Raw genomic sequence first — 21,769 nt, 5'->3', positions numbered from 1 at the left:
GCCTGTCTTGTCAGCTGCCTGTTGAGGCTTCGATTTTCGTTGAATCATTGGTCTTTTCAGCGGCCTCTTTGGTTTCGGCCGCCGGCTTATTTGTTTCCTGCGCCAGGTCCTTGACAGGAGCGCCGGCCTGCCCGCCGGTTGCGTCCTTGACCGCGGCCGCCGGGGCCTGTTCGGCTCCCACCGGGGCCTGCTCGGCTCCCTCGGCCTTCGCGGGTAGGCCCGAGATCGCAAAGCGCATCCGCATCCAGGCGCCGCGCTGGCCCGCGCGGAAGTCGGAAGCATCCTTCAACTCGATGCGCCCGCCATGGTCTTCCAACACGCGGCCGACGATGGCAAGGCCGAGGCCGGTGCCCTTGGCGCGCGTCGTCACGTAGGGCTCGAGCAGCCGCGAGCGCGCGACCTTGGGCAGGCCGATACCGTTGTCGATGACGTCGATCAGCACGTCCTCGCCCTGGCGCGACACCACGACGTCGATGCGGCCTTTGCCGAGCTCCTCGGGCGGGACCTGCTCGATCGCCTCGGTGGCGTTCTTGACGATGTTGGTGACCGCCTGCGAGATCAGCCGCCGGTCGAACTGGGCGCGAAGCGGATCGTCTTTGAACTCGACCTCGATATCGATCTCGGGATGGGCGACCTTCATCAGGAACACCGCCTGCCGCACCGCGTCGGCGACGTCCTCGCCCTCCATCACCGGTTTCGGCATCCGTGCAAAGCGCGAGAACTCGTCGACCATGCGGCGGATGTCGTCGACTTGGCGCACGATGGTGTCGGTGCACTGCTCGAATATCTGCTTGTCCTTGGCCTCGGTGATGTCCTTCCCGAACTTGCGGCGGATGCGCTCGGCCGAGAGCTGGATCGGCGTCAGCGGGTTCTTGATCTCGTGCGCGATGCGCCGCGCCACGTCGCCCCAGGCCGAGGTGCGCTGCGCCGAGACCAACTCGGTGATGTCGTCGAGCGTGATGATGTAACTGTCGTGCGGCTGGTTCTTCTCGGCGCTGACGCGGACCGAGAGATTGCGCTCGGTGCCGTCGCGGGTGATCGTGATCTGGCCCTGCACCAGACGCTGGCTCCCTTCCCGCGCCGCGGTCATCGTCTCGTCGAGCTCTGGCAACACGTCGGAGAGCGGATGACCGAGCGTCTCCGCCTCGGAGTGCCCGATCAGCTTCTCCGCCGAGCGGTTCAAAATGCCGACGCTGCCTGATGTATCGACGCCGATGATGCCCGCGCTTGCGGAAGACAGCACCGCTTCGATGAAGCGGCGGCGGCTGTCGATGAGGTCGCTGGCGTTGACGAGTTCATCACGCTGGCTGCGCAACTCCTGCGTCATCTTGTTGAAGGTCTCTCCCAGTTGGGCGAGATCGCCTTCCGACTGCTGCACGGGCACCTGGACATTAAGGTCGCCGGTCGAGACCGTGTGGGCCGCGTTCATCAGCCGCCGGATCGGCGAGACCAACGAATTGGCGAAGTTGAGGCCGATCAGCACCGAGGCCATCAGGATGGTCAGCGCGATCACGGCGAACATCAGCGCGAAGGCCACCTGGATACCGAGCCGGCGCGACTCGATCTGGGCGTATTCGGCGACGCTGACCTCGGTCTGCTTGACCTGATTGACGACATTCGGATCGAGGGGGCGGGCGACATAGAGGAAGGTGTCGCTGAAGGCGCGCAGCCGGATCACCGCGGCCACGTAGCTCGCATCGGGAAGGATCGCGATCTCGGGCTCGGATTCGTTGACGTTGCTGAGGAAGTCCGGCGCGGGCGGCGAATAGGCGAGCCGCATCCCGGTGTCGGCGGATTCCAGGATGTTGGTGTTCTTGTCGATGATCATCGCGCCCGGCAGGTTGCGCGAAGCGGCGCTGGCGCTCAGCATCTCCCGGAACGAGCGGCGATCCTGGTCGTAGAGTGGCCGGGCATGCGCGATGTCGTTGGCCATGCCGAGAATGTCGCCACGGATCAGCTGCGCATGGTCCTGCATATAGGCCCGCGCGATCGTCAGCGAATTCTGGATCACCTCCTTGGTCGGGCCGGAGAACAACCGGTCGAGGCCGCGTTCGATGGTGACGTTGGCGACCACGGCGACCAGCACCGCCGGCAGCACCGCCACGATCGAGAACAGGCTGACGATCTGGACATGGAGCCGCGCCGCCGCCCTGCCCCGCCGCCGCGCCAGGATCAGCTGCCAGAGCTCGCGGATGATGATGCCGACCAGCAGCAGGATCGTGGCCGCGTTGGTCAGGTAGATCGAGCGGACCACCGCCGGCGTCGGGTCGATTGTGGTCAGGCCGGTCAGGACCAGGAAGGTCAGGAAGGCCGAGAGCAGCGCGAGCACCACGGCAAAGGGCGCCAGCCAGCGCCGCGCCGACCAACGCCGGGGCTCTTCCGCTGGTGCCGTGTCAAAGTGTGCGGCCGAGGTGTCTGCGCTGGTCATTCCGGCAATGGCGATGCTGAAAACGGGTCCGCGATGGGCGGACACTGATGTATTCGTACCACATTGTTGCCGAATTGCGACAATTCCGCGGCGCCTCCGCCGCGACGGACCGGCGCATCCACAGGGCAATGCCGGATCAGCGGGAACAGACTCGGGCCGTTCCGGCTTGATCCGGCATGGACAGGATCTTTCTCGCGATAATGACTTCCGCTGTGCTGCTACTGATCGTGGCCTCTGACCTGCTGGTCAACGGCCCGGGTCTCCAGGAGCCGGCTGACTTGGCCATGCTGCCGACATCAGCCCGCCTGGTCAGATAGGAGCGGCGATGCGCTTTGCGTATCAAAAAGGCGAGATCGTCCTCTTTCAGTGGAACGTTCAGGCCCGATACCGACTTCTGCTCACCGCGTCAGCCACAACGGCCAGCGCGATCCGGACAGGCTCGGCTCCGCTCTGGTAGGGGGAGCCGAGCCACCGTCCGCGCAAGCGTGATTAGCGTTCGTCGCGGAAGAGCTATCCCCCGCTCCGATACACCTGGATGTCGAGGTCCCGGATCTTCTTGCGCAGCGTGTTGCGGTTGAGGCCGAGCAGGTCTGCGGCGCGGATCTGGTTACCGCGGGTGGCGGCGAGCGCGGCCGTGAGCAGCGGCACCTCGATCTCCTTGAGGATGCGGTGATAGAGGCCCGGCGGCGGCACGCCGTTCGGGAAACCCTGGAAGTGCGAGGACAGATAGGCCTCCACGGCGCCGCCGAGATTGTCGACGCCCTGCTGCACGGCTGCACCCGGGCTGACCGAGGGCGGCGCGAGCTCGCCGTCGATGACGGAGGCCGTGATCACATCCTGCGGATAGAGCGCAGCGAGCCGCCGGGCGAGGTTTTCCAGTTCGCGCACGTTGCCCGGCCAGCGATGCTGCTTCAGCCGCTCCAGCGCCAGCACGTCGAGCTTCTTGGGCGGCAGGCCGTCCTTCTCGGCCAGCGCGAAGAAGTGACGGATGAGATCGGGCAGGTCCTCGATGCGTTCGCGCAGCGGCGGCAGCCGCAGCGGCACCACGTTGAGGCGGAAGAACAGGTCTTCCCGGAACAGCCCCTGCTGGATCAGGACGCGCAGATCCTTGTTGGAGGCCGCGACGATGCGCACGTCGGTCTTGATCGGGGTGCGGCCGCCGACGGTGGTGTATTCGCCCTGCTGCAGCACGCGTAAGAGACGGGTCTGTGCCTCCATCGGCATGTCGCCGATTTCGTCGAGGAATAGCGTGCCGCCCTCGGCCTGTTCGAACCGGCCGGAGGCGCGGGTGTTGGCGCCGGTAAAGGCGCCGCGCTCATGGCCGAACAGCTCGGATTCGATGAGGTCGCGCGGGATCGCCGCCATGTTGACCGCGACGAACGGGCCGTTGCGGCGCTTGCCGTAATCGTGCAGCGCGCGCGCCACCAGCTCCTTGCCAGTGCCGGACTCGCCGGTGATCATCACGGTGAGATCGGTCTGCATCAGCCGCGCCAGCACGCGGTAGATTTCCTGCATCGCCGGCGAGCGGCCGACCAGCGGGATCGCCTCCATCTCGGCGTCCTCGTCCGGCGTCGAGACCCGCTCCTTCGGCTCGGCCAGCGCGCGGCCGACGATGGCGATCAGCTCCTTGAGGTCGAACGGCTTCGGCAGATATTCGTAAGCCCCGCGCTCGGAGGCGCGGATCGCCGTCATGAAGGTGTTTTGCGCGCTCATGACGATGACGGGCAAATTCGGCCGCATCTTCTTGATCCGCGGCAAGAGGTCGAAGGCGTTTTCATCCGGCATCACCACGTCGGTGATGACGAGATCGCCCTCCCCTTGGCTGACCCAGCGCCATAGCGTCGCGGCATTGCCGGTCAGCCTGACTTCATACCCGGCGCGGGAAAGTGCCTGGTTGAGAACCGTGCGGATGGCGGTGTCGTCATCAGCTACGAGAATGCTACCTGCGGGCATCGTTGATCCTCATTTTGCCCCCTGAGATGCAGCCGACGACTTCCCGGCAGAGCCGTCGTGACTGCCGTGATCGGCATGTTTCACCGATGTGGAATACATCGGCATCAGCACGCGGAAGGTGGTTTTGCGCGGCTGAGATTCGCATTCGATGATGCCCCCGTGATCGCCGATGATCTTGGCGACCAGTGCGAGACCGAGGCCAGAGCCGGTCTGCTTGGTGGTCACGAAGGGATCGAACAGGTTGGGCAGAAGATCGTCCGGTACGCCTGGTCCATTGTCCCTCACGCAGAATTCGAGCGGCAGGGAGACCCGGGATTTTTGACCGGGGACCGACAGGCGCACGCCGGGGCGGAACGCGGTGGTGAGCTGGATCTCGCCGTCGGGAACGTCGATCAGCGCTTCGGCGGCGTTCTTCACGAGATTGAGGAACACCTGGATCAACTGGTCCTGGTTCGCCAGCACCGGCGGCAGCGAGGGATCGTAGTCCTCGATGAAGCGGATGTTGCGGGCAAAGCCGGACTGAGCCAGCCGCTTGACGTGGTCGAGCACCGAATGGATGTTGACGGGGCCGCGCAACACGGGGCGCTCGTCGCCGAACACCTCCATGCGGTCGACCAGCGTCACGATGCGGTCGGCCTCGTCGCAGATCAGGCGCGTCAGCATGCGGTCCTCGGACGAGGCCTGCTGCTCGAGAAGCTGCGCCGCGCCGCGGATGCCCGAGAGCGGATTCTTGATCTCGTGCGCCAGCATCGCAGCCAGCGCGATCACCGAGCGCGCCGCGCTGCGATGGGTGAGCTGGCGGTCCATCTTGTCGGCGATGGAGCGCTCCTGCAGCATCACCACGATATGGCCGGGCCGCTCGGTCAGCGGCGCGACGTGAAGATCGACCTGGCGGTCGCCGCCCATGCGCGGGGTGCCGAGATCGACCTTGTATTCGTTGACCGGCGCGTTCGACGAGCGCACCTGGTCGATCAGCGCCAGCAAGGGACTGCCGAACGGCACCAGCTCTTTCAGCGACTGCCGCTTCAAAAACTGTGTCGAAATGTCGAAGAAGGCTTCGGTCGCGATGTTGGCGGCGACGATCTTCCCGTCCGGCCCGATCATGAGCACGGGATTGGGCAAGGCATCCAGGATCGCGTCGCTGTCGGACGGAACCGGCCGACGATGTTCAGCAGCTGAGCTCATGCAGCAGCGCTCCATGCGAAGTCGTCGAATGCGTCTTGCAGTAATTGGTGGACGCGGCCCGGATCCTCGGAGGTGAGGATTGTGTGCCGCCAGGATTTCAGCTTCTCGGCCGGCGCGCGGCTCGCCTGCGCTGCGACGTCGAGGGCCCAGCCGAGATGCTTGCGGGCATGCCTGAGACCGATGCGCAGACCATAGAGCGCGCAGACGCCCTCATAGAGCGTGCGGACATAATGAAGCTGCGTGTCCAGCGAGGGCACAGCCTCCTCGGCCCCGCCCTTCAGGCGGCGGCCGATCTGGCCGGGCAGCCAGGGCTGGCCGTTTGCGCCACGGCCGATCATCACGGCGTCGGCGCCGGAAGCCTCGAGCGCCGCGAGCGCCTTCTCGTAAGTCGTGATGTCGCCATTGACGACGAGCGGAATCGAGACCGCCTCGCGCACGGCACGGATCGCATCCCAATCGGCCTCGCCCTTGTAGAACTGGCTGCGGGTGCGGCCGTGGACCGTAACGAGCTTGACGCCGGCGGCTTCCGCGCGCCGTGCCAGCTCCGGCGCGTTGCGGGTCTGGTCGTCCCAGCCGAGCCGCATCTTCAGCGTCACCGGCACCTTCACCGCCTCGATGGTGGCATCGATCAGGCTGACGGCGTGGTCGAGGTCGCGCATCAAGGCCGAGCCGGACTGGCCGCCGGTGACGTGGCGGGCCGGACAGCCCATGTTGATGTCGATGATATCGGCGCCCTCGGCCTCGGCGATCCGGGCGCCCTCGCCCATCCAATGGGTCTCGCAGCCGGCGAGCTGGACCACGTGCGGGCCGATGCCGGTGGCTTCGCAGCGCAACCGGGACATCCGGTGACCATTGGCGAGTTCATCGCTGGCGGTCATTTCCGAGACGACGAGACCGGCCCCAAGCTCGGCGGCCAGCCGGCGGACGGGCGAGTCCGTCACTCCCGACATCGGCGCCAGGAAGACCGGGGTGACGACATCAATATCGCCTATTTTCAACGGCTTAGAGCCGAATACTGCCGAACCGGTCACAGGGGTCTCGTCGACTGGGCAGGGGCCTCATCGCGCCTGCCATGATCTATCTTGCGCACAATTCTTGTGCAGTCAAGCGTCATGCCTACAGTTTAGACAATTCTGCAAATCTTTCAAGTGCAGTGCAGCAAAATGCTGTCTCCTACAATCCGGGGAAACCCCCTTTTTTTGCGGGCCTGCCGTGCTAGAGGCATGCGGCAGTCACCCCACTCCCCGACTCTTTCCATCACCGACTGAGTATTTGAGTCCTATGGCGAAATCACAACGCACCGCAGTCGTCCTCGTCGCAGCCGGACGGGGATTGCGCGCCGGCGCCGGCGGGCCGAAGCAATATCGCGAGATCGGCGGCGTCCCCGTGATCTACCGCGCGATGGAAGCCTTCAGCCGCCATCCTGACGTGTTCGCGGTACAGCCGGTGGTGAACCCCGATGACAGCGCCATGTTCACGGCGGCAGTCGCAGGATTGAAGCACGAGGCGCCGACCAGTGGCGGCGCTACCCGCCAGGCTTCGGTGCTCGCCGGTCTCGAAGCGCTGGCCGCGCACAAGCCGGACGTCGTCCTAATTCACGACGCCGCGCGTCCCTTCGTCTCGGAAGGCCTGATCTCGCGCGCGATCGAAGCCGCAGGCCGCACCGGTGCGGCGATCCCCGTCGTCGCCGTCACCGACACGATCAAGATCACCGGTGCGGGCGGCGATGTCGAGGGCACGCCTGAGCGGGCTTCCTTGCGCATCGCGCAGACGCCGCAATCCTTTCGTTTCGACGTCATTCTCGAGGCGCATCGTCGTGCCGCAAAAGACGGCCGCAGCGATTTCACCGACGATGCCGCGATTGCCGAATGGGCGGGATTGACGGTTGCAACCTTTGAAGGCGATGTTGCCAACATGAAGCTCACCACCCCCGAGGATTTCGTGCGCGAGGAAGCGCGCCTGGCCGCCCAGCTCGGCGACATCAGGACCGGCACCGGCTACGACGTCCACGCCTTCGGCGAAGGCGACCATCTCATGCTCTGCGGCGTGCGCGTGCCGCACACAAGGGGTTTTCTCGCCCATTCCGACGGCGATGTCGGCCTCCATGCGCTGGTCGACGCCATCCTCGGCGCGCTCGCCGACGGCGACATCGGCTCGCACTTTCCGCCGAGCGACGCGAAGTGGAAGGGCGCCTCCTCCGACCAGTTCCTGAAATACGCCATCGAGCGCGTCACGGCGCGCGGCGGCCGCATCGCCAATCTCGAGGTCACCATGATCTGCGAGCGGCCGAAGATCGGCCCGTTGCGCGACACCATGCGCGCGCGCATCGCCGAGATCTCCGGCGTCGACATCTCGCGCGTCGCGGTGAAGGCGACCACCAGCGAGCGGCTCGGCTTCACCGGCCGCGAGGAAGGCATCGCCGCCACCGCCAGCGCCACCATCCGCCTGCCCTGGAGCGCGTAAGGCCATGGCCGGCAGCGACGCACGTGCCCTCTCCCGCTCGCTGCTCGACCTCTGCCGGATGCGCAAGCTGACGATCGCCACGGCTGAATCCTGCACCGGCGGCCTCGTCGCGGGCGCGCTGACCGACATCCCCGGATCGTCTGACGTGATCGACCGTGGCTTCGTCACCTATTCCAACGATGCCAAGCGCGCGATGCTCGGGGTCGAAGCCGGCACGCTTGCCAATTTCGGCGCCGTCAGCAAGGAGACCGCGACCGCGATGGCGGTCGGTGCGCTGGAGCGCGCCGATGTCGATCTCGCCGTTGCCATCACCGGCATTGCCGGCCCGGGCGGCGCGACGCCCGGCAAGCCGGTCGGTCTCGTGCACTTCGCCGCCGCGGCGCGCGACGGCCGCATCATCCACCGCGAGCACCGGTTTGGTGCGATCGGCCGCAGCGCCGTACGTGCCCGCTCGGTGGTCGAGGCGCTGCGCATGCTGATGGATCTGGCCCGCGGCCCGCAGGCGCAGGCCAAGCCGAAACGCGCCGCCGCAGTAACCCGCCTGCGCCCACGCGTGACCCGCTCGCCCCGCCGGCATGTCGCCAAACGACGGCCCCCGCGCGCGCCGCGCGGTTGAGCGCCTCAGGCTGCCGCCAACAGCGCGCTCGCGTGGTCGAGCACGCACTGCTTGACCGCAGCGGCCTCAGAGGGTTTCGCCTTCGCGCTGACGGTCAATTCCAGGATCGGCGCCGCGGGATTGCCGACATCGAGGACCTTCGTGACGGAGACGCTCGGTTGCGCCTGAGCGTCGATGCGGGAATCGTTGCGCAGCTCCCTCAGAATGCGATCCGCGAGCGCATTGGCCGCACTGGCCGGGACGGGAAACGCCACCTTGACCTCGCCCGTGCCGGGATAGACGCTGTGATTGACGATCGCCGCGCCCCACACCTGTCCGTTCGGCAACAGGATCTGCGTGTTGTCGGCCGCGACCAGTTCGGTCATGAACAGCGACAACGACCTCACCTTGCCGGCCTTGCCGGCCACCTCGACATCGTCACCGATGCGGAAGGGCCGGAACAGCAGCAGCATCACGCCTGCGGCGAGATTGGAGAGCGTGCCCTGTAGCGCCAGACCGATGGCGAGCGATGTCGCGCCCAGCACGGCAACCAGGCTCGCGGTCTGGATGCCGAACAGCTGAAGCACGGCGATGCCGACCACCGCCAGCACGCCGTAACGGACGAGGCTGCCCACGAACAGCGTCACCAGCGGGTCGACGCGGTGCGTGACGCTCAACAGGCGCGTGACGAAGCGCTGCATGGCGCCGGAAAGATACCAGCCGACGGCGAGCAGGAGGATCGCGTAAAGCGCGTTCAAGCCATACAGGACGAGCGAGGCCTTCAGCGTGTCGAAATTGATGGTCATGGCGGCTCCAACCCGGACGACCCGTTGCAAACTCGCTGCGGCGCGAATTGATCCCGAAGGGAACACGGTCCCCCAGGGCGGATTAGCGCGGCGTAGTCCGCCACATCTCCCTTCGCGGCGAACAGTGGCGGATACGCCTTCGGCTCATCCGCCCCACGGCCACAACTCCTTGTGTTGCTCATCGGGCAAAACACGCCAGCCGTAGGGCAAGACACCGGCGCAAAAATATTCGCCTTTACAGAAATTCGGCTTTATCGCATTATGCCGCCACCTCACCCCGGTCAGAGGGGCGTATCGCGATCGTCACGAAACGTGGGGTGAGCCGTGGTGGACGCTCGTCACATCGGCGCGAAAGGCATCGCAGGGCGGGCAACCGTGAGCGACAGCCAATCGCGCACACGACCGGTGTGATCTGCGTACGGCAAAACCGTGTCGTCCTGACGCCCGGGGTCTGTGCGTCAAGTCTTGCGGTGATGTGTGTTGCCCGACCGGGTGCGCATGTCAGCGATCTGCAAGGCGACGGGGGCAATAGTGCATCGCTCCCCGGGGAGAGCTCGGCATAAGCCGTAAACCCACTGCGCAGGGAAGGCCGGGTTGTCCTGGCTACACCTGTATGCCGCTGTGCAGCTTCTTGTCACGCAGGATTCGCACAGTGGACCGCGGGTGCCAGCCGGCACCCGGTCTTCCCTGCGCCCTCTGACAAAAGAGGGTGCCGAGATGAAGCAAGACTCGGACGGAACCTGTCGCGAGACTGCAGGGTTATGCCCAGTTTTCCAAAAAGCACGCAAGTTTGTCGAATTCGATCGAAATCGCAACGCACACGGCGCGACCAAATGCCTTCGCTCGTGTCCGATCTTGCGCGAGAATATATTGGCGCAATAATGCCGCTCTACGTTGTGATCCGGAATCAACCGGACCAGCCCAGTGGAGGGCGACGAAATTGTTCGCTCGCGCCGCGACTTCAGTCGCCGTGATCATCACCTTGGCCGCCCTTGATGGTGCGGCCGCACAAACGGCGAGCCAGCCGCCTGATACGATGGCGGCACGGGTCGAGGCCTGCACACCCTGTCACGGCAACAAGGGCGAAGGCACCAGCGACGTCTATTTCCCGCGGCTTGCCGGCAAGCCGGCCGGCTATCTCTACAACCAGTTGCTCGCTTTTCGCAGCGGCCGCCGCAAATACCCGCCGATGAACTATCTGCTGGAGTTTCTGCCTGATCCCTATCTCGAGGCGATGGCGGAATATTTCGCCGGCGAGCATCCGCCGCTGCCGCAGCCGGCTCCGAGCGAGGTCAGCAAGGACGTGCTGGCGCTGGGCGAGCAGCTCGCCACCAGCGGCGATGCCGGCCGCAACATTCCGGCCTGCGTCAGCTGTCACGGCCCGGGACTCGCAGGCATGCAACCCGGCATCCCCGGTCTGCTCGGCTTGCGCGCCAATTACATCAGCGCCCAGCTCGGCGCTTGGCGCTACGGCACCCGCACGGCGAAGTCGCCCGACTGCATGCAGCTTGTCGCCGGCCATCTGACCGAGGCCGACGTCACCGCAGTCGCAGCCTGGCTTGCGACACGCCCGGCCCCCGCAAACCCTGCTCCCGTCCCGAAAGGCACCTACGCGCTGCCGTTCGGCTGCGGCAGCCAGCCCAACTGACGAGGCGGATGATGGGCTTGAAACTGCCGATCGGTCTCCTTGTTCTTGCCGCGTTCACGACGGCTGCGCAGGCGCAGGACAAGACCTCGAATAATGCCAACGACATCATCGCGCGCGGCGAATATCTGGCGCGAGCCGGCGACTGCACGGCGTGCCACACCGCGCCGGAGGGCCGCCTGTTCGCCGGCGGCCGTGCCATGCCGACGCCATTCGGTACGCTCTACACCTCCAACATCACGCCGGACCCGGACACTGGAATCGGCAAGTGGAGCGCCGACGATTTCTACAAGACCATGCACAGCGGCCGCTTTCCGGACGGCGGGCTGATCTATCCGGCGATGCCGTTTGCGTCCTACACCAAGGTCACGCGCGCCGACAGCGACGCGATCTACGCCTATCTGCGCGTGATCGCCCCGGTGAGCCAGAAGAACAAGCCGCACGAGCTGCGCTTTCCCTACGACAACCGGCAGCTCATCCTGGGATGGCGCACGCTGTTCTTCAGCGAGGGCGAGTTCAAGCCCGATCCGAAGAAATCGGCGGAATGGAATCGCGGCGCTTATCTGGTCGAAGGCCTCGGCCATTGCGGCATGTGCCATTCGCCAATCAACGCGCTCGGCGGCACCTCGCAATCGGATGCCTTCAAGGGCGGCCTGATCCCGATGCAGAACTGGTACGCGCCCTCGCTCACGTCGAACCGGGAGGCCGGGCTCGGCGACTGGAGCATCAAGGACATCACCGACCTGCTCCAGACCGGCGTCTCCATGCGCGGCGTGGTCTACGGCCCGATGGCCGAGGTCGTGCACAACAGCCTGCAATATCTCAACGACGAGGACACGCGCGCCATGGCAGTGTACCTCAAGGGCATCGCCGAGGGTTCGTCGCCGCCGGCGGCAGCTACAGCGCTGCCGACTACCGAAAGCAGCCTGCTGATCAGTCTCGGCAAGACCGTCTACGACAAGCATTGCGCGAGCTGTCATGGCACGCAGGGCGAAGGCAAGCCGCCGCACTGGCCGCCGCTCGCCAACAACCAGTCGATCGAGATGCAGTCGGCGGTCAACCCGATCCGCATGGTGCTCAATGGCGGCTATCCGCCGGGCACCAAGGGCAACCCGATGCCCTACGGCATGCCGCCGTTCGCAGGTCTGTTGTCCGACAACGAGATCGCCGCCGTCGTCTCCTACATCCGCACTGCCTGGGGAAATCGCGGCACGCCGGTCTCGGCGCGCGAGGCCAACGAGCTGCGCTCCGCACCGCTGAACTGAGAGGCCCGCATGTTCAACTCCGATCCGCCGACCAGCCCGGCGACAGCCGACCAGGCCGTCGAGGAGGTCGTCGCGCAGGGCCCGTCCGGTGCGATCGTGCTCGCCGGCATCGCCACGGCCTGCGTGGTCGCGATGTGGTTCGCCTTTTATCTGTTCGTGTTCCTGCCGCGCGGATCGCTGCAATGAGCACAGGGGAAACGCATCACGCCAGCGCCGAGGTCGCGGCCCGGGTCGAGCGGCGCTGGGCCACCATCGCCGTGATCATCGTCGTGATGATGGCGGGGCTCGCGGCCTTCGCCGGCATCCATCGCGCGACCATGCCGCAGCCGCGCGTCGAGACCATCGACCCGTCGCGCATTCATCTCTCGGGCGAGTTCGTCGAGAGCAATCTCGGCAGTGTGCTCGAGGCCAACGGCACCGTGACCGTGCGCGCGATCGGCCAGCAATATTCCTTCACGCCGGCCTGCATCGTGGTTCCCGCCGACACGCCGATCACGCTGCGGGCCACCAGCGCCGACGTCGTGCATGGCATCCTGATCCAGGCCACCAACGTCAACACCATGCTGGTGCCGGGCTATATCTCCGAGCAGCTGATGCGCTTCACCAGGACCGGCGACTATCTGATGCCCTGCCAGGAGTTTTGCAGCTTCGGCCATGAGGGCATGTGGGGCAAGGTCAAGGTGATCGACAAGGCCGAATTCGCCGATCGCGCGAAGGGTGGCGGGAGGCTGAGCTGTGTTGGTCAATAGGAAGCTCATCCTCGCCCATTTCTGGCTGGCCTTCGCCGTATTCGGCATCGCGCTCACGCTCGGCGCCTGGCAGATGTTCATCCGCAGCCCGATCGGCACCTGGCTGTCCAATCCCGAGCTCTATTACCGGTCGCTGACCGCGCACGGCACGGTGATGGGCTACGTCTTCCCGACGCTGGTCGCGATGGGCTTCGGCTACGCCATCAGTGAAGCCGCGCTGCAGCAGCGCCTGGTCGGCGTGCGCTGGGCCTGGACCGGCTTCTGGTTGATCGTGATCGGCAGCATCATGGCGGTGATCCCGATCGCGCTCGGCCGCGCCTCGGTGCTCTACACGTTTTACCCGCCGCTGATCGGTAACGTTTTCTATTATCTCGGCGTCGTCCTAGTCGTGGTCGGCTCGTGGATCTGGGTCGCGCTGATGTCGGTCAATCTGCGCGTCTGGCGCAAGGCCCATCCCGGCGCCCCGGTGCCGCTCGCCATGTTCGCCAATGTTGCGGGTTCGTACTTGTGGGCATGGACCGCGGTCGGCGCCGCGCTCGAGCTGCTGCTGCAGATCATTCCCGTCGCGGCCGGCCTGAAAAGCACTATCGATGCCGGCCTCGCCCGGGTGTTCTTCTCCTGGACGCTGCACGCCATCGTCTATTTCTGGCTGATGCCGACCTACATCGCCTATTACACCATCGTGCCGCGCGCGATCGGCGGCCGGGTCTATTCCGACAGCATGGCGCGGATCTCCTTCATCCTGTTCCTGGTGGTAGCGATGCCGATCGGCATGCATCACACCTTCGCCGACCCGCAGGTCGGTGCCGGCTTCAAGTTCATCCATTCCGCCTTCACGGCACTGGTCGCGCTGCCGACGCTGCTGACTGTGTTCACGATCTGCGCCTCGGTCGAGATCGCGGCGCGGCTGCGCGGCGGCCGCGGCATGTTCGGCTGGATCAGGGCCCTGCCCTGGGACAATCCGATGATGCTGGCGCTGGCGTTCTCGTTCGTCATGCTCGGCTTTGGCGGCGCCGGTGGCCTCATCAACATGAGCTATCAGCTCGATGCGTCGATCCACAACACGCAGTGGATCACCGGCCACTTCCACCTGATCTTCGGCGGCGCCATCGTGATCATGTATTTCGCCATCGCCTATGATCTGTGGCCGCACTTGACGGGACGCGAGCTGATCGATGTCAGGCTGATCCGGACCCAGCTCTGGCTGTGGTTCATCGGCATGATCGTCACGACGTTCCCGTGGCACTGGGTCGGCATTCTGGGCATGCCGCGCCGCATGGCCTATTTCGACTTCGGCGATCCCGCGATCGCGCCGCAGGCACTCTCCGTCACCCTGTCGGCGATCGGCGGCTTCATCCTGCTGGCGTCGGGCATCATGTTCATCGTCATCCTGGCGCGTGGCATGCGTACGTCCAAGATTGACGCCGGTCCCTACCGCTTCGCGCTGGCCGTGCATCAGCCGGCGACCGTGCCGGTCGCGCTCAACACCCACGCGCTGTGGGTCGCGTTGATGATCGGTCTCACGCTGACCAATTACGGCTATCCGATCCTGAATCTGGCGCTGAGTTCGGGCACCTCGGTGCCGGCCGTCTATGTGGGAGCGCAGTGATGAGCACGCGCGACCTCTTCACCCTCCGCAACGGCCATTTCAGGATTGGCGTCGGCATCACCGCCGCGATCCTGATCGTGACGGCGATTGCGGGCTTCATCGTGCTGCCCTTCGCGCAGCCCTGGGTGCAATTCGCTAATGTCTGGGACGCGATCTGCAGTGCCGCCGGCGTGCCGCAGCGGGCGGCCAGTGTGACGGCGCCCGAACAGGCAAAACGATTGTCGGAGGTCGTGCTGACCTCGAATACGTTGTCGCGCCCGAGCCAGGAAGCGATTGGCCGCGGCGCGACGCTGGCGCAGCGCTGCGCGATCTGTCATGGCCCGACCGGCGTCAGCCGCGCGGACTCGCCCAATCTCGCCGGCCAATATGCGGCCGTGATCTACAAACAGCTGCACGATTTCCGCTCCGGCGCACGCACCAATGCCGTGATGTCGCCGTTCGCGGTCAACCTGACCGACGAGGAGATCGCCGATCTCTCCAACTATTACGCCTATCTGCCGCGGCTTCCGGCCTATCATCCGACACCGCAACTGCCGAAGCCCAACATCGTCATCTACGGCGCGCCGATGCGTGGCATCGCCCCCTGCGGCGCCTGCCATGGCAGCCTCGACAACAAGACTGGCAGCCCGTGGTTGGAAGGGCAATCCGAGGCCTACATGAAGGCTCAGCTCCACGCCTTCGCCTCCGGTGAACGGCGCAACGACATCAGCCAGCAGATGCGCAACATCGCGCGCGCAATGACGCCGCAGGAGATCGAGGCGGCCGCGGCGTATTATGCCTCGCAGCCGCCGGACGTGGTGAAGGCGGTGGATTGAAGTGGGGAGCTCGTGCCGCGGACGCAGCGCAGCGCTCCTTCAACGGTGCGCTGCAGAGCCGGGGCCCATCCATCCAGGCGAGGAGACTGCGGCCATGGGCCCCGGCTCTGCGCAGCAACACTCCGCGTTGCACCGCGTCCGGGACACGAGAGTTGCCACTGGTTACGACGACGCCAGCTTTGGCCGCCCGTAAATCGCGTCCGCCCGCTTTTCGAACGCGGTCGAGAACCGCGCGAAGGCGGCATCGAACATCGAGCCCATCAGCAGCGCCAGCATGCGGCTCTTGAACTCGTAGGCGAGGTAGAACCCGACGTCGCAGACGCCCTCGCCCTTGGGCTCGAACGTCCAGCGATTCTCGAGATTGCTGAACGGACCTTGCAGATATTCGACCAGGATCGTCAGGTTGGCACGGTCGAGGCTCACGCGGCTGGTGAAGGATTCCCTGACCAGCTTGAACGACACCGTCATGTCGGCGACCAGCACCTCGGTGCCGTCGGGCTTCGCCATGCGCTGGCGCACCTTCAGCGCGCTGCACAGCGGCACGAATTCCGGATAGCGCTCGACGTCGGCGACCAGATCGAACATCTCGGAGGCGCTGTGATTGACACGGCGCTTGCTCGAAAATTTGGGCATGGTGACTCAGATGGCGGTTCAGCGGGCGCTGGCGGCCCGCGCGGCCTTCAGTCTCGCAAAATCCTCGCCGGCATGATGCGACGAGCGCGTGAGCGGGCTCGCCGACACCATCAGGAATCCCTTGGTATAGGCGACCTTTTCGTAGGAGGCGAACTCGTCCGGCGGCACGTAGCGCATCACGGCGTGGTGCTTGCGGGTCGGTTGCAGATACTGGCCGATGGTGAGGAAATCGACGTCGGCCGAGCGCAGATCGTCCATCACCTGCTGCACCTCGTGGCGCTCCTCGCCGAGGCCGACCATGATGCCGGACTTGGTGAAGATGGTGGGATCGAGCTCCTTGACCCGCTGCAACAGCCGGATCGAATGGAAATAGCGCGCGCCCGGCCGCACCGTCAGATAGCGCGACGGCACGGTCTCGAGATTGTGGTTGAAGACGTCGGGCTTGGCGGCAACGACCACCTCGAGCGCCCCCTCCTTGCGCAGGAAGTCGGGCGTCAGGATCTCGATCGTGGTCGAGGGGCACGCGGTGCGGATTGCGCGGATGGTCTCGGCAAAATGCTCGGCGCCGCCATCGGCGAGATCGTCGCGGTCGACAGAAGTGATGACCACGTGGGCAAGGCCGAGCTTGGCCACGGCCTCCGCGACGTTCCGCGGCTCGGCCGCATCCAGCGCGTTCGGCAGGCCGGTCTTGACGTTGCAGAAGGCGCAGGCCCGGGTGCAGGTGTCACCCATGATCATAAAGGTTGCGTGCTTTTTGTCCCAGCACTCGCCGATATTCGGGCAGCCCGCCTCCTCGCACACCGTGTGCAGGCCGTTCGACCGGACGATATTGCGGGTGTCGGCATAACCGCGGGTGTTGGGCGCGCGCACGCGAATCCAGTCCGGCTTCGGCGGCGAAGCGGAGTCGGGACGATTCACCTTTTCAGGGTGACGCGGGCGCAGCGGGTTCGTGATGGTATCGACAATAACGACCATGGTCTGTCCGGTCTGTTCAGGTCCTACCTAGTCTGTCTGCCTGCCTGCCGCAACCCGGCTCGCGCCGCTTCAGGGAACATGGCAGATATGGGCAATATCCTGCTCTGTTCTCAAGCGATTCTCACCTCGAATGGCTCCAGTATCGAAGACTTCCACACCACGGCTCGGCAAGGTCCTGAAGCGAGCCTTTTTCGATCGCGACGTCCGCGAGGTCGCGCCGGACCTGATCGGTGCGACCATGCTGGTAGACGGCGTCGGCGGCCTCATCGTCGAGGTCGAGGCCTATCATCATACCGAACCGGCGGCGCATTCCTTCAACGGGCCGACGCCGCGGAACCAGATCATGTTCGGCCCGCCCGGCTATGCCTATGTCTACCGCTCCTACGGCATCCATTGGTGCGTCAACTTCGTTTGCGAGGAGGCTGGCTCAGCGGCCGCCGTGCTGATCCGCGCGCTGGAGCCGACACATGGCTTGGCGGCGATGCGCCGCCGCCGCCATCTCCAGGATGTGCACGCGCTGTGCTCGGGCCCGGGCAAGCTGACCGAGGCGCTCGGCATCACCATCGCCCACAACACCCTGCCCCTCGATCGACCGCCGATCGCGCTGCATGCGCGGACGGAAGACGTCGAGGTGGTGGCCGGCATCCGGATCGGCATCACCAAGGCGATCGAGCTGCCCTGGCGCTATGGCGTCAGGGGCTCGAAGTTTCTGAGCAAGCCGTTTCCGAAATAGGCTTACGAGGCCTGCTTCAGCCGCTCCAGCGCCTCGAGCAGCTTGGCCTTGCGGGCCATCGCGGCCTCACGCTTTTCGCGCTCCTCCTCGACGACCTCCTCGGCCGCGTTGGCGACGAATTTCTCGTTCGCAAGCTTGGACTCGGCGCGCTTGATATCGGCGTCGGCCTTGCCGATCTCCTTGTCGAGACGCGTGCGCTCGGCGGCGACGTCGATCACGCCCTTGAGCGGCAGCGAGGCGACTTCGCCACGCACGAGCAGCTGAACGGCTCCGTCGGGAGCGTGGTCGGCGAACGAGATGTCCGACAACCGGGCCATGCGCTTGACGACATCGGTCCAGCGCGGCGCGCGCTCCCTGGTTTCAGTCGAGGCGCCCACCAGCACCAGCGCTGTCAGCGTCGCCGGCGGGATGTTCATCTCGGCGCGCACCGAGCGGATCTGCGTCACGAGGTCGATCACCCAGCCGATCTCGGCTTCCGCCTTGGGATCGCTGAAGTCGGCATGGTCGAAGATCGGCAGCACCCAGGCCGGCGAGACGAGCGGATCGGTCGCCCCTGTCGTCGCAGCCAGCATCGCAAGCTGCTCGGGCGTCGGAGCGGCCGGTTTCAGCGGCCATTGCGCCAGCGCGAGCAGGCCGTCGCGCTTCGCTGTGACTTCCCACAGCTCTTCGGTGATGAAGGGCATGAAAGGATGCAGCAGCTTCAGGATCTCGTCGCGCGCCCAGGCGACCATGGCGCGGGTCTCGTCCTTGGCCGGGCTGTCGGGGCCGAGCAGCACGGGTTTTGCGAGCTCGACATACCAGTCGCAATAGACGTTCCAGACGAAGCGGTAGATCGCGCCTGCCGCGTCGTTGAAGCGATAGGCTTCGATGGCCTCGGTCACCTCGCGCGTGGTGTGCGCGCTCTCATGCGCGATCCAGCGGTTCAGCGTCTCCTTGGCCTTCGCCGGCTCGAAACCGTCGGGCACGGCGCAATGGTTCATCTCGGCGAAGCGCGACGCATTCCACAGCTTGGTCGCGAAATTGCGGTAGCCCTCGACACGGCTGGTGGCGAGCTTGATGTCGCGCCCCTGCGCCGCCATCGCGGCCAGCGTGAAGCGCAGCGCGTCCGCGCCGTATTCGTCGATCAGGTTGAGCGGATCGATGACGTTGCCCTTCGACTTCGACATCTTGGCGCCCTTCTCGTCGCGGACGAGGGCGTGGATGTAGATGGTCGAGAACGGCACCTCCTTCATGAAGTGCAGGCCCATCATCATCATGCGGGCGACCCAGAAGAAGATGATATCGAAGCCGGTCACCAGCGCATTGGTCGGATAATAGCGCTGCACCTCGGGCGCGTCCGCGGGCCAGCCGAGCGTCGAGAATGGCCACAGCGCCGAAGAGAACCAAGTGTCGAGCACGTCCTCGTCGCGGGTGATGAAGCCTTCGCGCTTGTTGCGGTCGAGCGCCATCTCACGGCCCTGCTCGGCCGTGATGACTTCCTGCTCGACGTAATAGCCGAGCGCGTGGCTGACGGCCTCCTCCTCGGTCTCGGCGACGAACACCTTGCCGTCCGGACCGTACCAGGCCGGGATCTGGTGGCCCCACCAGAGCTGGCGCGAGATGCACCAGGGCTGGATGTTCTCCATCCACTCGAAATAGGTTTTTTCCCAGTTTTTCGGCACGAAATTCGTCTCGCCCGAACGCACCGCCGCGATCGCGGGCTTTGCCAGCGTCTTGGCATCGACATACCATTGGTCGGTCAGGTACGGCTCGATCACGCTGTTGGAGCGGTCGCCGTGCGGCACCATGTGGGTGTGCGGCTCGATCCGCTCGACGAAGCCGAACGATTCCAGCCGCTCGACGATACGCTTGCGCGCGACGAAGCGGTCGACCTTGTGGAATTCCTCGGCGAACTGCGCAGCACCTTCCGGCAGGTCGCGCAGATAGTCCTCGTTGTCGACGAGATCGAGACAACCTTCCCGGTCGATCACGCTGATGCGGGCGAGGCCGTGGCGATTGCCGACCTCGAAATCGTTGAAGTCGTGCGCCGGCGTGATCTTGACCGCGCCCGAGCCCTTTTCCGGATCGGAATAGTCGTCTGCGACGATCGCAATCTTGCGGCCGACCAGCGGCAGGATCACGTTTTTGCCGACCAGCTTCAGATAGCGCTCGTCCTCCGGATGCACGGCAACGCCGGTATCGCCGAGCATGGTCTCGGGGCGCGTGGTGGCGACGACGATGAAGCTCGAGGGATCCTCGGGGCTGAATGTTTTGCCTTCGATAGGGTAGCGCAGATACCAGAGGTGGCCCTTGACCTCGGTCTGCTGCACTTCGAGATCCGAGATCGCGGTGAGCAGCTTGGTGTCCCAGTTCACCAGCCGCTTGTCCTTGTAGATCAGGCCGTCACGGTGCAGCTCGACGAACACCTTGACGACGGCCTTCGAGAGGCCCTCGTCCATGGTGAAGCGCTCGCGAGACCAGTCGCAGGAGGCGCCGAGCCGCTTGAGCTGGTTGATGATGGTGTCGCCGCTCTCGGCCTTCCACTGCCAGACCCGCTCCAGAAACTTCTCGCGGCCCATCTCGCGGCGGCCGGGCTGCTGGCGCTCCATCAGCTGCCGCTCGACCACCATCTGGGTGGCGATGCCGGCATGGTCGGTGCCGGGCTGCCACAGCACGTCACGCCCGCGCATGCGCTCGAACCGGCACAGGATGTCCTGCAGCGTGTTGTTGAGGGCATGGCCCATGTGCAGCGAGCCCGTCACGTTCGGCGGCGGGATCACGATGGTAAAGGGCACGGCATCGCGGCGGTCGGGACGGCCGGCCTTGAACGCAAGGCTGTCCTCCCACACCACGGACATGCGGGCTTCGATATCGGCGGGCTGGTAATTTTTCTCGATCATGGGCGCTAGAAAGCCGCGTGCGCGGGTCAAGTCAACGGGAAGCTCAGCGGCAGCGGCTTTCCGGCCCGATCCGCAGGCCGAATATGCCGCAGGAGCAGGGCTTTATCGGGGCCGCAGGGCCGTGTCAGCGGCCGCCGCGCGAGACCCGCTCAATTTCGGCCTTCACGATGCGTTCAACCATGCCCGGCAGATTGTCGTCGAGCCAGGATTTCAGCATCGGACGCAGCATCTCCTTGACCAGATCCTCCAGCGTCCGCGCATTGCTGCTGAGCACCGTATGGGCCAGGGAATTGAAGGCGGATTCGACCGCCGAGACCGTCGATTGCGCCAGGATCGGCTGCTGCGGCGGCACCGGGGGCGCGTCGAAGTCCACCGGCGCGTAGGACGGCGGCGGCGTCGGGCGCGGCGGCGATTCGGCGAATTCGAGATCGTCGCGCGGCTCGACCTTGCGGAAGCTCGGCGGCGGCGGAGGCGGCGTCGGGTCCATCGCCATCTCGTCGGTCAGTTCGAGCACGTCGGCCTCAGGCTCCGGCTCAGGCTCAGGCTCGGGTTCCGGCGCGCGGACCTCGGGCGCAGGCGTGGCCGCGTCAAGCCCTGCCAGCAGCGCGTCGATATCGTCCTGGTTGTTTGACGCATCCGCCGCAGGGGCAGCTGGCGGAGGCGGAGCAGGCTTTGCGGCGGGGGCTGGTGCGAGCTTCTCGGCGGCCGGTTTGGCGGCTGCGACCTTGGACGGCGGAATGTCGTTCATGACCTGCGGCTTTGGCGCAGCCGCGGCCGGCGCTGGCTTGGCGGCTTCTGCCGGCGGCGGCTTGGCTTCATCGTCGGCAATGATGCGCCGGATCGAGGCCAGAATCTCCTCCATCGAGGGTTCTGTGACCTTTGCAGGCTGCGTCATCTCCGACTCCACATCATCAACGCCCTCGCATGCGTTGTTTTACACCAAGCACGACGGGATTGGCCGGTTCCGGATGGGTGGCCCGACATTTTCGTCGCGGCAGCCCGACTTGTCCCCAGATCACGGCTCAACGTACAGCGG

At 65.6% G+C, this 21,769-nt stretch carries 18 protein-coding genes; 9 read left to right on the top strand and 9 right to left on the bottom strand.

Translation table 11 applies throughout. The features are described from left to right. Window positions 1–10: 10 nt before the first annotated feature. The 4 genes from CIT39_RS17225 to dusB form a co-directional block, all read right to left on the bottom strand. Complete coding sequence (locus CIT39_RS17225) at window positions 11–2,428, bottom strand: sensor histidine kinase (RefSeq protein WP_094974184.1); 2,418 nt, start codon at window positions 2,426–2,428, stop codon at window positions 11–13. A gap of 510 nt (window positions 2,429–2,938) precedes the next feature. Beyond that, the gene (gene ntrC / locus CIT39_RS17220; RefSeq protein ID WP_028144677.1) at window positions 2,939–4,381 is read right to left on the bottom strand and encodes a nitrogen regulation protein NR(I); all 1,443 of its coding nucleotides are present in this window, start codon (window positions 4,379–4,381) and stop codon (window positions 2,939–2,941) included. A 9-nt stretch (window positions 4,382–4,390) separates the two neighbouring features. Continuing rightward, window positions 4,391–5,566 (bottom strand): two-component system sensor histidine kinase NtrB, encoded by a 1,176-nt coding sequence (locus CIT39_RS17215; RefSeq protein ID WP_094974255.1) that lies wholly within the window; start codon window positions 5,564–5,566, stop codon window positions 4,391–4,393. Then, window positions 5,563–6,564 (bottom strand): tRNA dihydrouridine synthase DusB, encoded by a 1,002-nt coding sequence (dusB, locus tag CIT39_RS17210; RefSeq protein ID WP_094974185.1) that lies wholly within the window; start codon window positions 6,562–6,564, stop codon window positions 5,563–5,565. Before dusB ends, CIT39_RS17215 begins: the two co-directional genes overlap by 4 nt. A 283-nt stretch (window positions 6,565–6,847) precedes the next feature. Here dusB and CIT39_RS17205 point away from each other — a divergent pair, with 283 nt between their 5' ends. Beyond that, the gene (locus CIT39_RS17205) at window positions 6,848–8,029 is read left to right on the top strand and encodes a bifunctional 2-C-methyl-D-erythritol 4-phosphate cytidylyltransferase/2-C-methyl-D-erythritol 2,4-cyclodiphosphate synthase (protein WP_094974186.1); all 1,182 of its coding nucleotides are present in this window, start codon (window positions 6,848–6,850) and stop codon (window positions 8,027–8,029) included. A gap of 4 nt (window positions 8,030–8,033) precedes the next feature. Then, complete coding sequence (locus tag CIT39_RS17200) at window positions 8,034–8,645, top strand: CinA family protein (RefSeq protein WP_094974187.1); 612 nt, start codon at window positions 8,034–8,036, stop codon at window positions 8,643–8,645. 5 nt (window positions 8,646–8,650) lie between these two features. On the opposite strand, the gene CIT39_RS17195 is transcribed toward CIT39_RS17200, so the two are convergent. Further along, window positions 8,651–9,430 carry a mechanosensitive ion channel family protein gene (locus tag CIT39_RS17195; protein WP_094974188.1) on the bottom strand — a complete coding sequence of 260 codons (780 nt, stop codon included), beginning with the start codon at window positions 9,428–9,430 and terminating at the stop codon, window positions 8,651–8,653. A 940-nt stretch (window positions 9,431–10,370) separates the two neighbouring features. Between CIT39_RS17195 and CIT39_RS17190 the strand changes: the two genes are divergently transcribed. From CIT39_RS17190 to CIT39_RS17165, 6 genes are read left to right on the top strand one after another with little or no spacing between them, the layout of a single operon-like run. Continuing rightward, window positions 10,371–11,078, top strand: coding sequence for a c-type cytochrome (locus tag CIT39_RS17190; protein WP_094974189.1), 708 nt, complete (start codon window positions 10,371–10,373; stop codon window positions 11,076–11,078). 11 nt (window positions 11,079–11,089) lie between these two features. Beyond that, a complete protein-coding gene (locus CIT39_RS17185; RefSeq protein WP_414645250.1) occupies window positions 11,090–12,340 on the top strand; it encodes a c-type cytochrome in 1,251 nt (416 codons plus the stop codon). Window positions 12,341–12,349: 9 nt separating this feature from the next. Continuing rightward, the gene (locus CIT39_RS17180; protein ID WP_162848654.1) at window positions 12,350–12,526 is read left to right on the top strand and encodes a hypothetical protein; all 177 of its coding nucleotides are present in this window, start codon (window positions 12,350–12,352) and stop codon (window positions 12,524–12,526) included. Continuing rightward, window positions 12,523–13,089 carry a cupredoxin domain-containing protein gene (locus tag CIT39_RS17175; RefSeq protein WP_094974191.1) on the top strand — a complete coding sequence of 189 codons (567 nt, stop codon included), beginning with the start codon at window positions 12,523–12,525 and terminating at the stop codon, window positions 13,087–13,089. The genes CIT39_RS17180 and CIT39_RS17175 overlap by 4 nt, the downstream gene beginning before the upstream one ends. Next, entirely contained in the window at window positions 13,076–14,698 is a 1,623-nt protein-coding gene (locus CIT39_RS17170; protein ID WP_094974192.1) for a b(o/a)3-type cytochrome-c oxidase subunit 1, read from the top strand. The genes CIT39_RS17175 and CIT39_RS17170 overlap by 14 nt, the downstream gene beginning before the upstream one ends. Beyond that, window positions 14,698–15,513: a c-type cytochrome gene (locus CIT39_RS17165; protein ID WP_162308542.1), complete on the top strand. Its 816-nt coding sequence runs from the start codon at window positions 14,698–14,700 to the stop codon at window positions 15,511–15,513. Before CIT39_RS17170 ends, CIT39_RS17165 begins: the two co-directional genes overlap by 1 nt. 162 nt (window positions 15,514–15,675) lie before the next feature. On the opposite strand, the gene CIT39_RS17160 is transcribed toward CIT39_RS17165, so the two are convergent. Together CIT39_RS17160 and lipA are read right to left on the bottom strand one after the other, a co-directional pair. Beyond that, the gene (locus CIT39_RS17160; RefSeq protein WP_094974194.1) at window positions 15,676–16,146 is read right to left on the bottom strand and encodes a type II toxin-antitoxin system RatA family toxin; all 471 of its coding nucleotides are present in this window, start codon (window positions 16,144–16,146) and stop codon (window positions 15,676–15,678) included. An 18-nt stretch (window positions 16,147–16,164) separates the two neighbouring features. Then, complete coding sequence (lipA, locus tag CIT39_RS17155) at window positions 16,165–17,121, bottom strand: lipoyl synthase (protein ID WP_094974195.1); 957 nt, start codon at window positions 17,119–17,121, stop codon at window positions 16,165–16,167. Window positions 17,122–17,251: 130 nt separating this feature from the next. Between lipA and CIT39_RS17150 the strand changes: the two genes are divergently transcribed. After that, window positions 17,252–17,854 carry a DNA-3-methyladenine glycosylase gene (locus CIT39_RS17150; protein WP_094974196.1) on the top strand — a complete coding sequence of 201 codons (603 nt, stop codon included), beginning with the start codon at window positions 17,252–17,254 and terminating at the stop codon, window positions 17,852–17,854. A gap of 2 nt (window positions 17,855–17,856) precedes the next feature. Here CIT39_RS17150 and CIT39_RS17145 read toward each other — a convergent pair whose 3' ends face one another. Further along, on the bottom strand, window positions 17,857–20,733 hold the full coding sequence (locus CIT39_RS17145; RefSeq protein ID WP_094974197.1) for a valine--tRNA ligase: 2,877 nt from the start codon (window positions 20,731–20,733) through the stop codon (window positions 17,857–17,859). 124 nt (window positions 20,734–20,857) lie between these two features. Beyond that, the gene (locus CIT39_RS17140; protein WP_162308541.1) at window positions 20,858–21,628 is read right to left on the bottom strand and encodes a PopZ family protein; all 771 of its coding nucleotides are present in this window, start codon (window positions 21,626–21,628) and stop codon (window positions 20,858–20,860) included. Window positions 21,629–21,769 lie beyond the last annotated feature (141 nt).

Source organism: Bradyrhizobium symbiodeficiens, assembly GCF_002266465.3.
In the GTDB taxonomy this organism is placed as follows: Bacteria; Pseudomonadota; Alphaproteobacteria; order Rhizobiales; family Xanthobacteraceae; genus Bradyrhizobium; species Bradyrhizobium symbiodeficiens.
The sequence above is the reverse complement of the archived record's forward strand: the minus strand, read 5'-3'. Positions and strand labels throughout refer to the sequence as shown.

Excerpts from the sequence above, each read along its gene's own strand:
- CIT39_RS17225 (WP_094974184.1), bottom strand. The coding sequence starts at position 2,428 with ATGACCAGCGCAGACACCTCGGCCGCACACTTTGACACGGCACCAGCG.
- ntrC (WP_028144677.1), bottom strand. The coding sequence starts at position 4,381 with ATGCCCGCAGGTAGCATTCTCGTAGCTGATGACGACACCGCCATCCGC.
- CIT39_RS17215 (WP_094974255.1), bottom strand. The coding sequence starts at position 5,566 with ATGAGCTCAGCTGCTGAACATCGTCGGCCGGTTCCGTCCGACAGCGAC.
- CIT39_RS17205 (WP_094974186.1), top strand. The coding sequence starts at position 6,848 with ATGGCGAAATCACAACGCACCGCAGTCGTCCTCGTCGCAGCCGGACGG.
- CIT39_RS17200 (WP_094974187.1), top strand. The coding sequence starts at position 8,034 with ATGGCCGGCAGCGACGCACGTGCCCTCTCCCGCTCGCTGCTCGACCTC.
- CIT39_RS17195 (WP_094974188.1), bottom strand. The coding sequence starts at position 9,430 with ATGACCATCAATTTCGACACGCTGAAGGCCTCGCTCGTCCTGTATGGC.
- CIT39_RS17185 (WP_414645250.1), top strand. The coding sequence starts at position 11,090 with ATGGGCTTGAAACTGCCGATCGGTCTCCTTGTTCTTGCCGCGTTCACG.
- CIT39_RS17180 (WP_162848654.1), top strand. The coding sequence starts at position 12,350 with ATGTTCAACTCCGATCCGCCGACCAGCCCGGCGACAGCCGACCAGGCC.
- CIT39_RS17175 (WP_094974191.1), top strand. The coding sequence starts at position 12,523 with ATGAGCACAGGGGAAACGCATCACGCCAGCGCCGAGGTCGCGGCCCGG.
- CIT39_RS17165 (WP_162308542.1), top strand. The coding sequence starts at position 14,698 with ATGAGCACGCGCGACCTCTTCACCCTCCGCAACGGCCATTTCAGGATT.
- CIT39_RS17160 (WP_094974194.1), bottom strand. The coding sequence starts at position 16,146 with ATGCCCAAATTTTCGAGCAAGCGCCGTGTCAATCACAGCGCCTCCGAG.
- lipA (WP_094974195.1), bottom strand. The coding sequence starts at position 17,121 with ATGGTCGTTATTGTCGATACCATCACGAACCCGCTGCGCCCGCGTCAC.
- CIT39_RS17150 (WP_094974196.1), top strand. The coding sequence starts at position 17,252 with ATGGCTCCAGTATCGAAGACTTCCACACCACGGCTCGGCAAGGTCCTG.
- CIT39_RS17145 (WP_094974197.1), bottom strand. The coding sequence starts at position 20,733 with ATGATCGAGAAAAATTACCAGCCCGCCGATATCGAAGCCCGCATGTCC.
- CIT39_RS17140 (WP_162308541.1), bottom strand. The coding sequence starts at position 21,628 with ATGACGCAGCCTGCAAAGGTCACAGAACCCTCGATGGAGGAGATTCTG.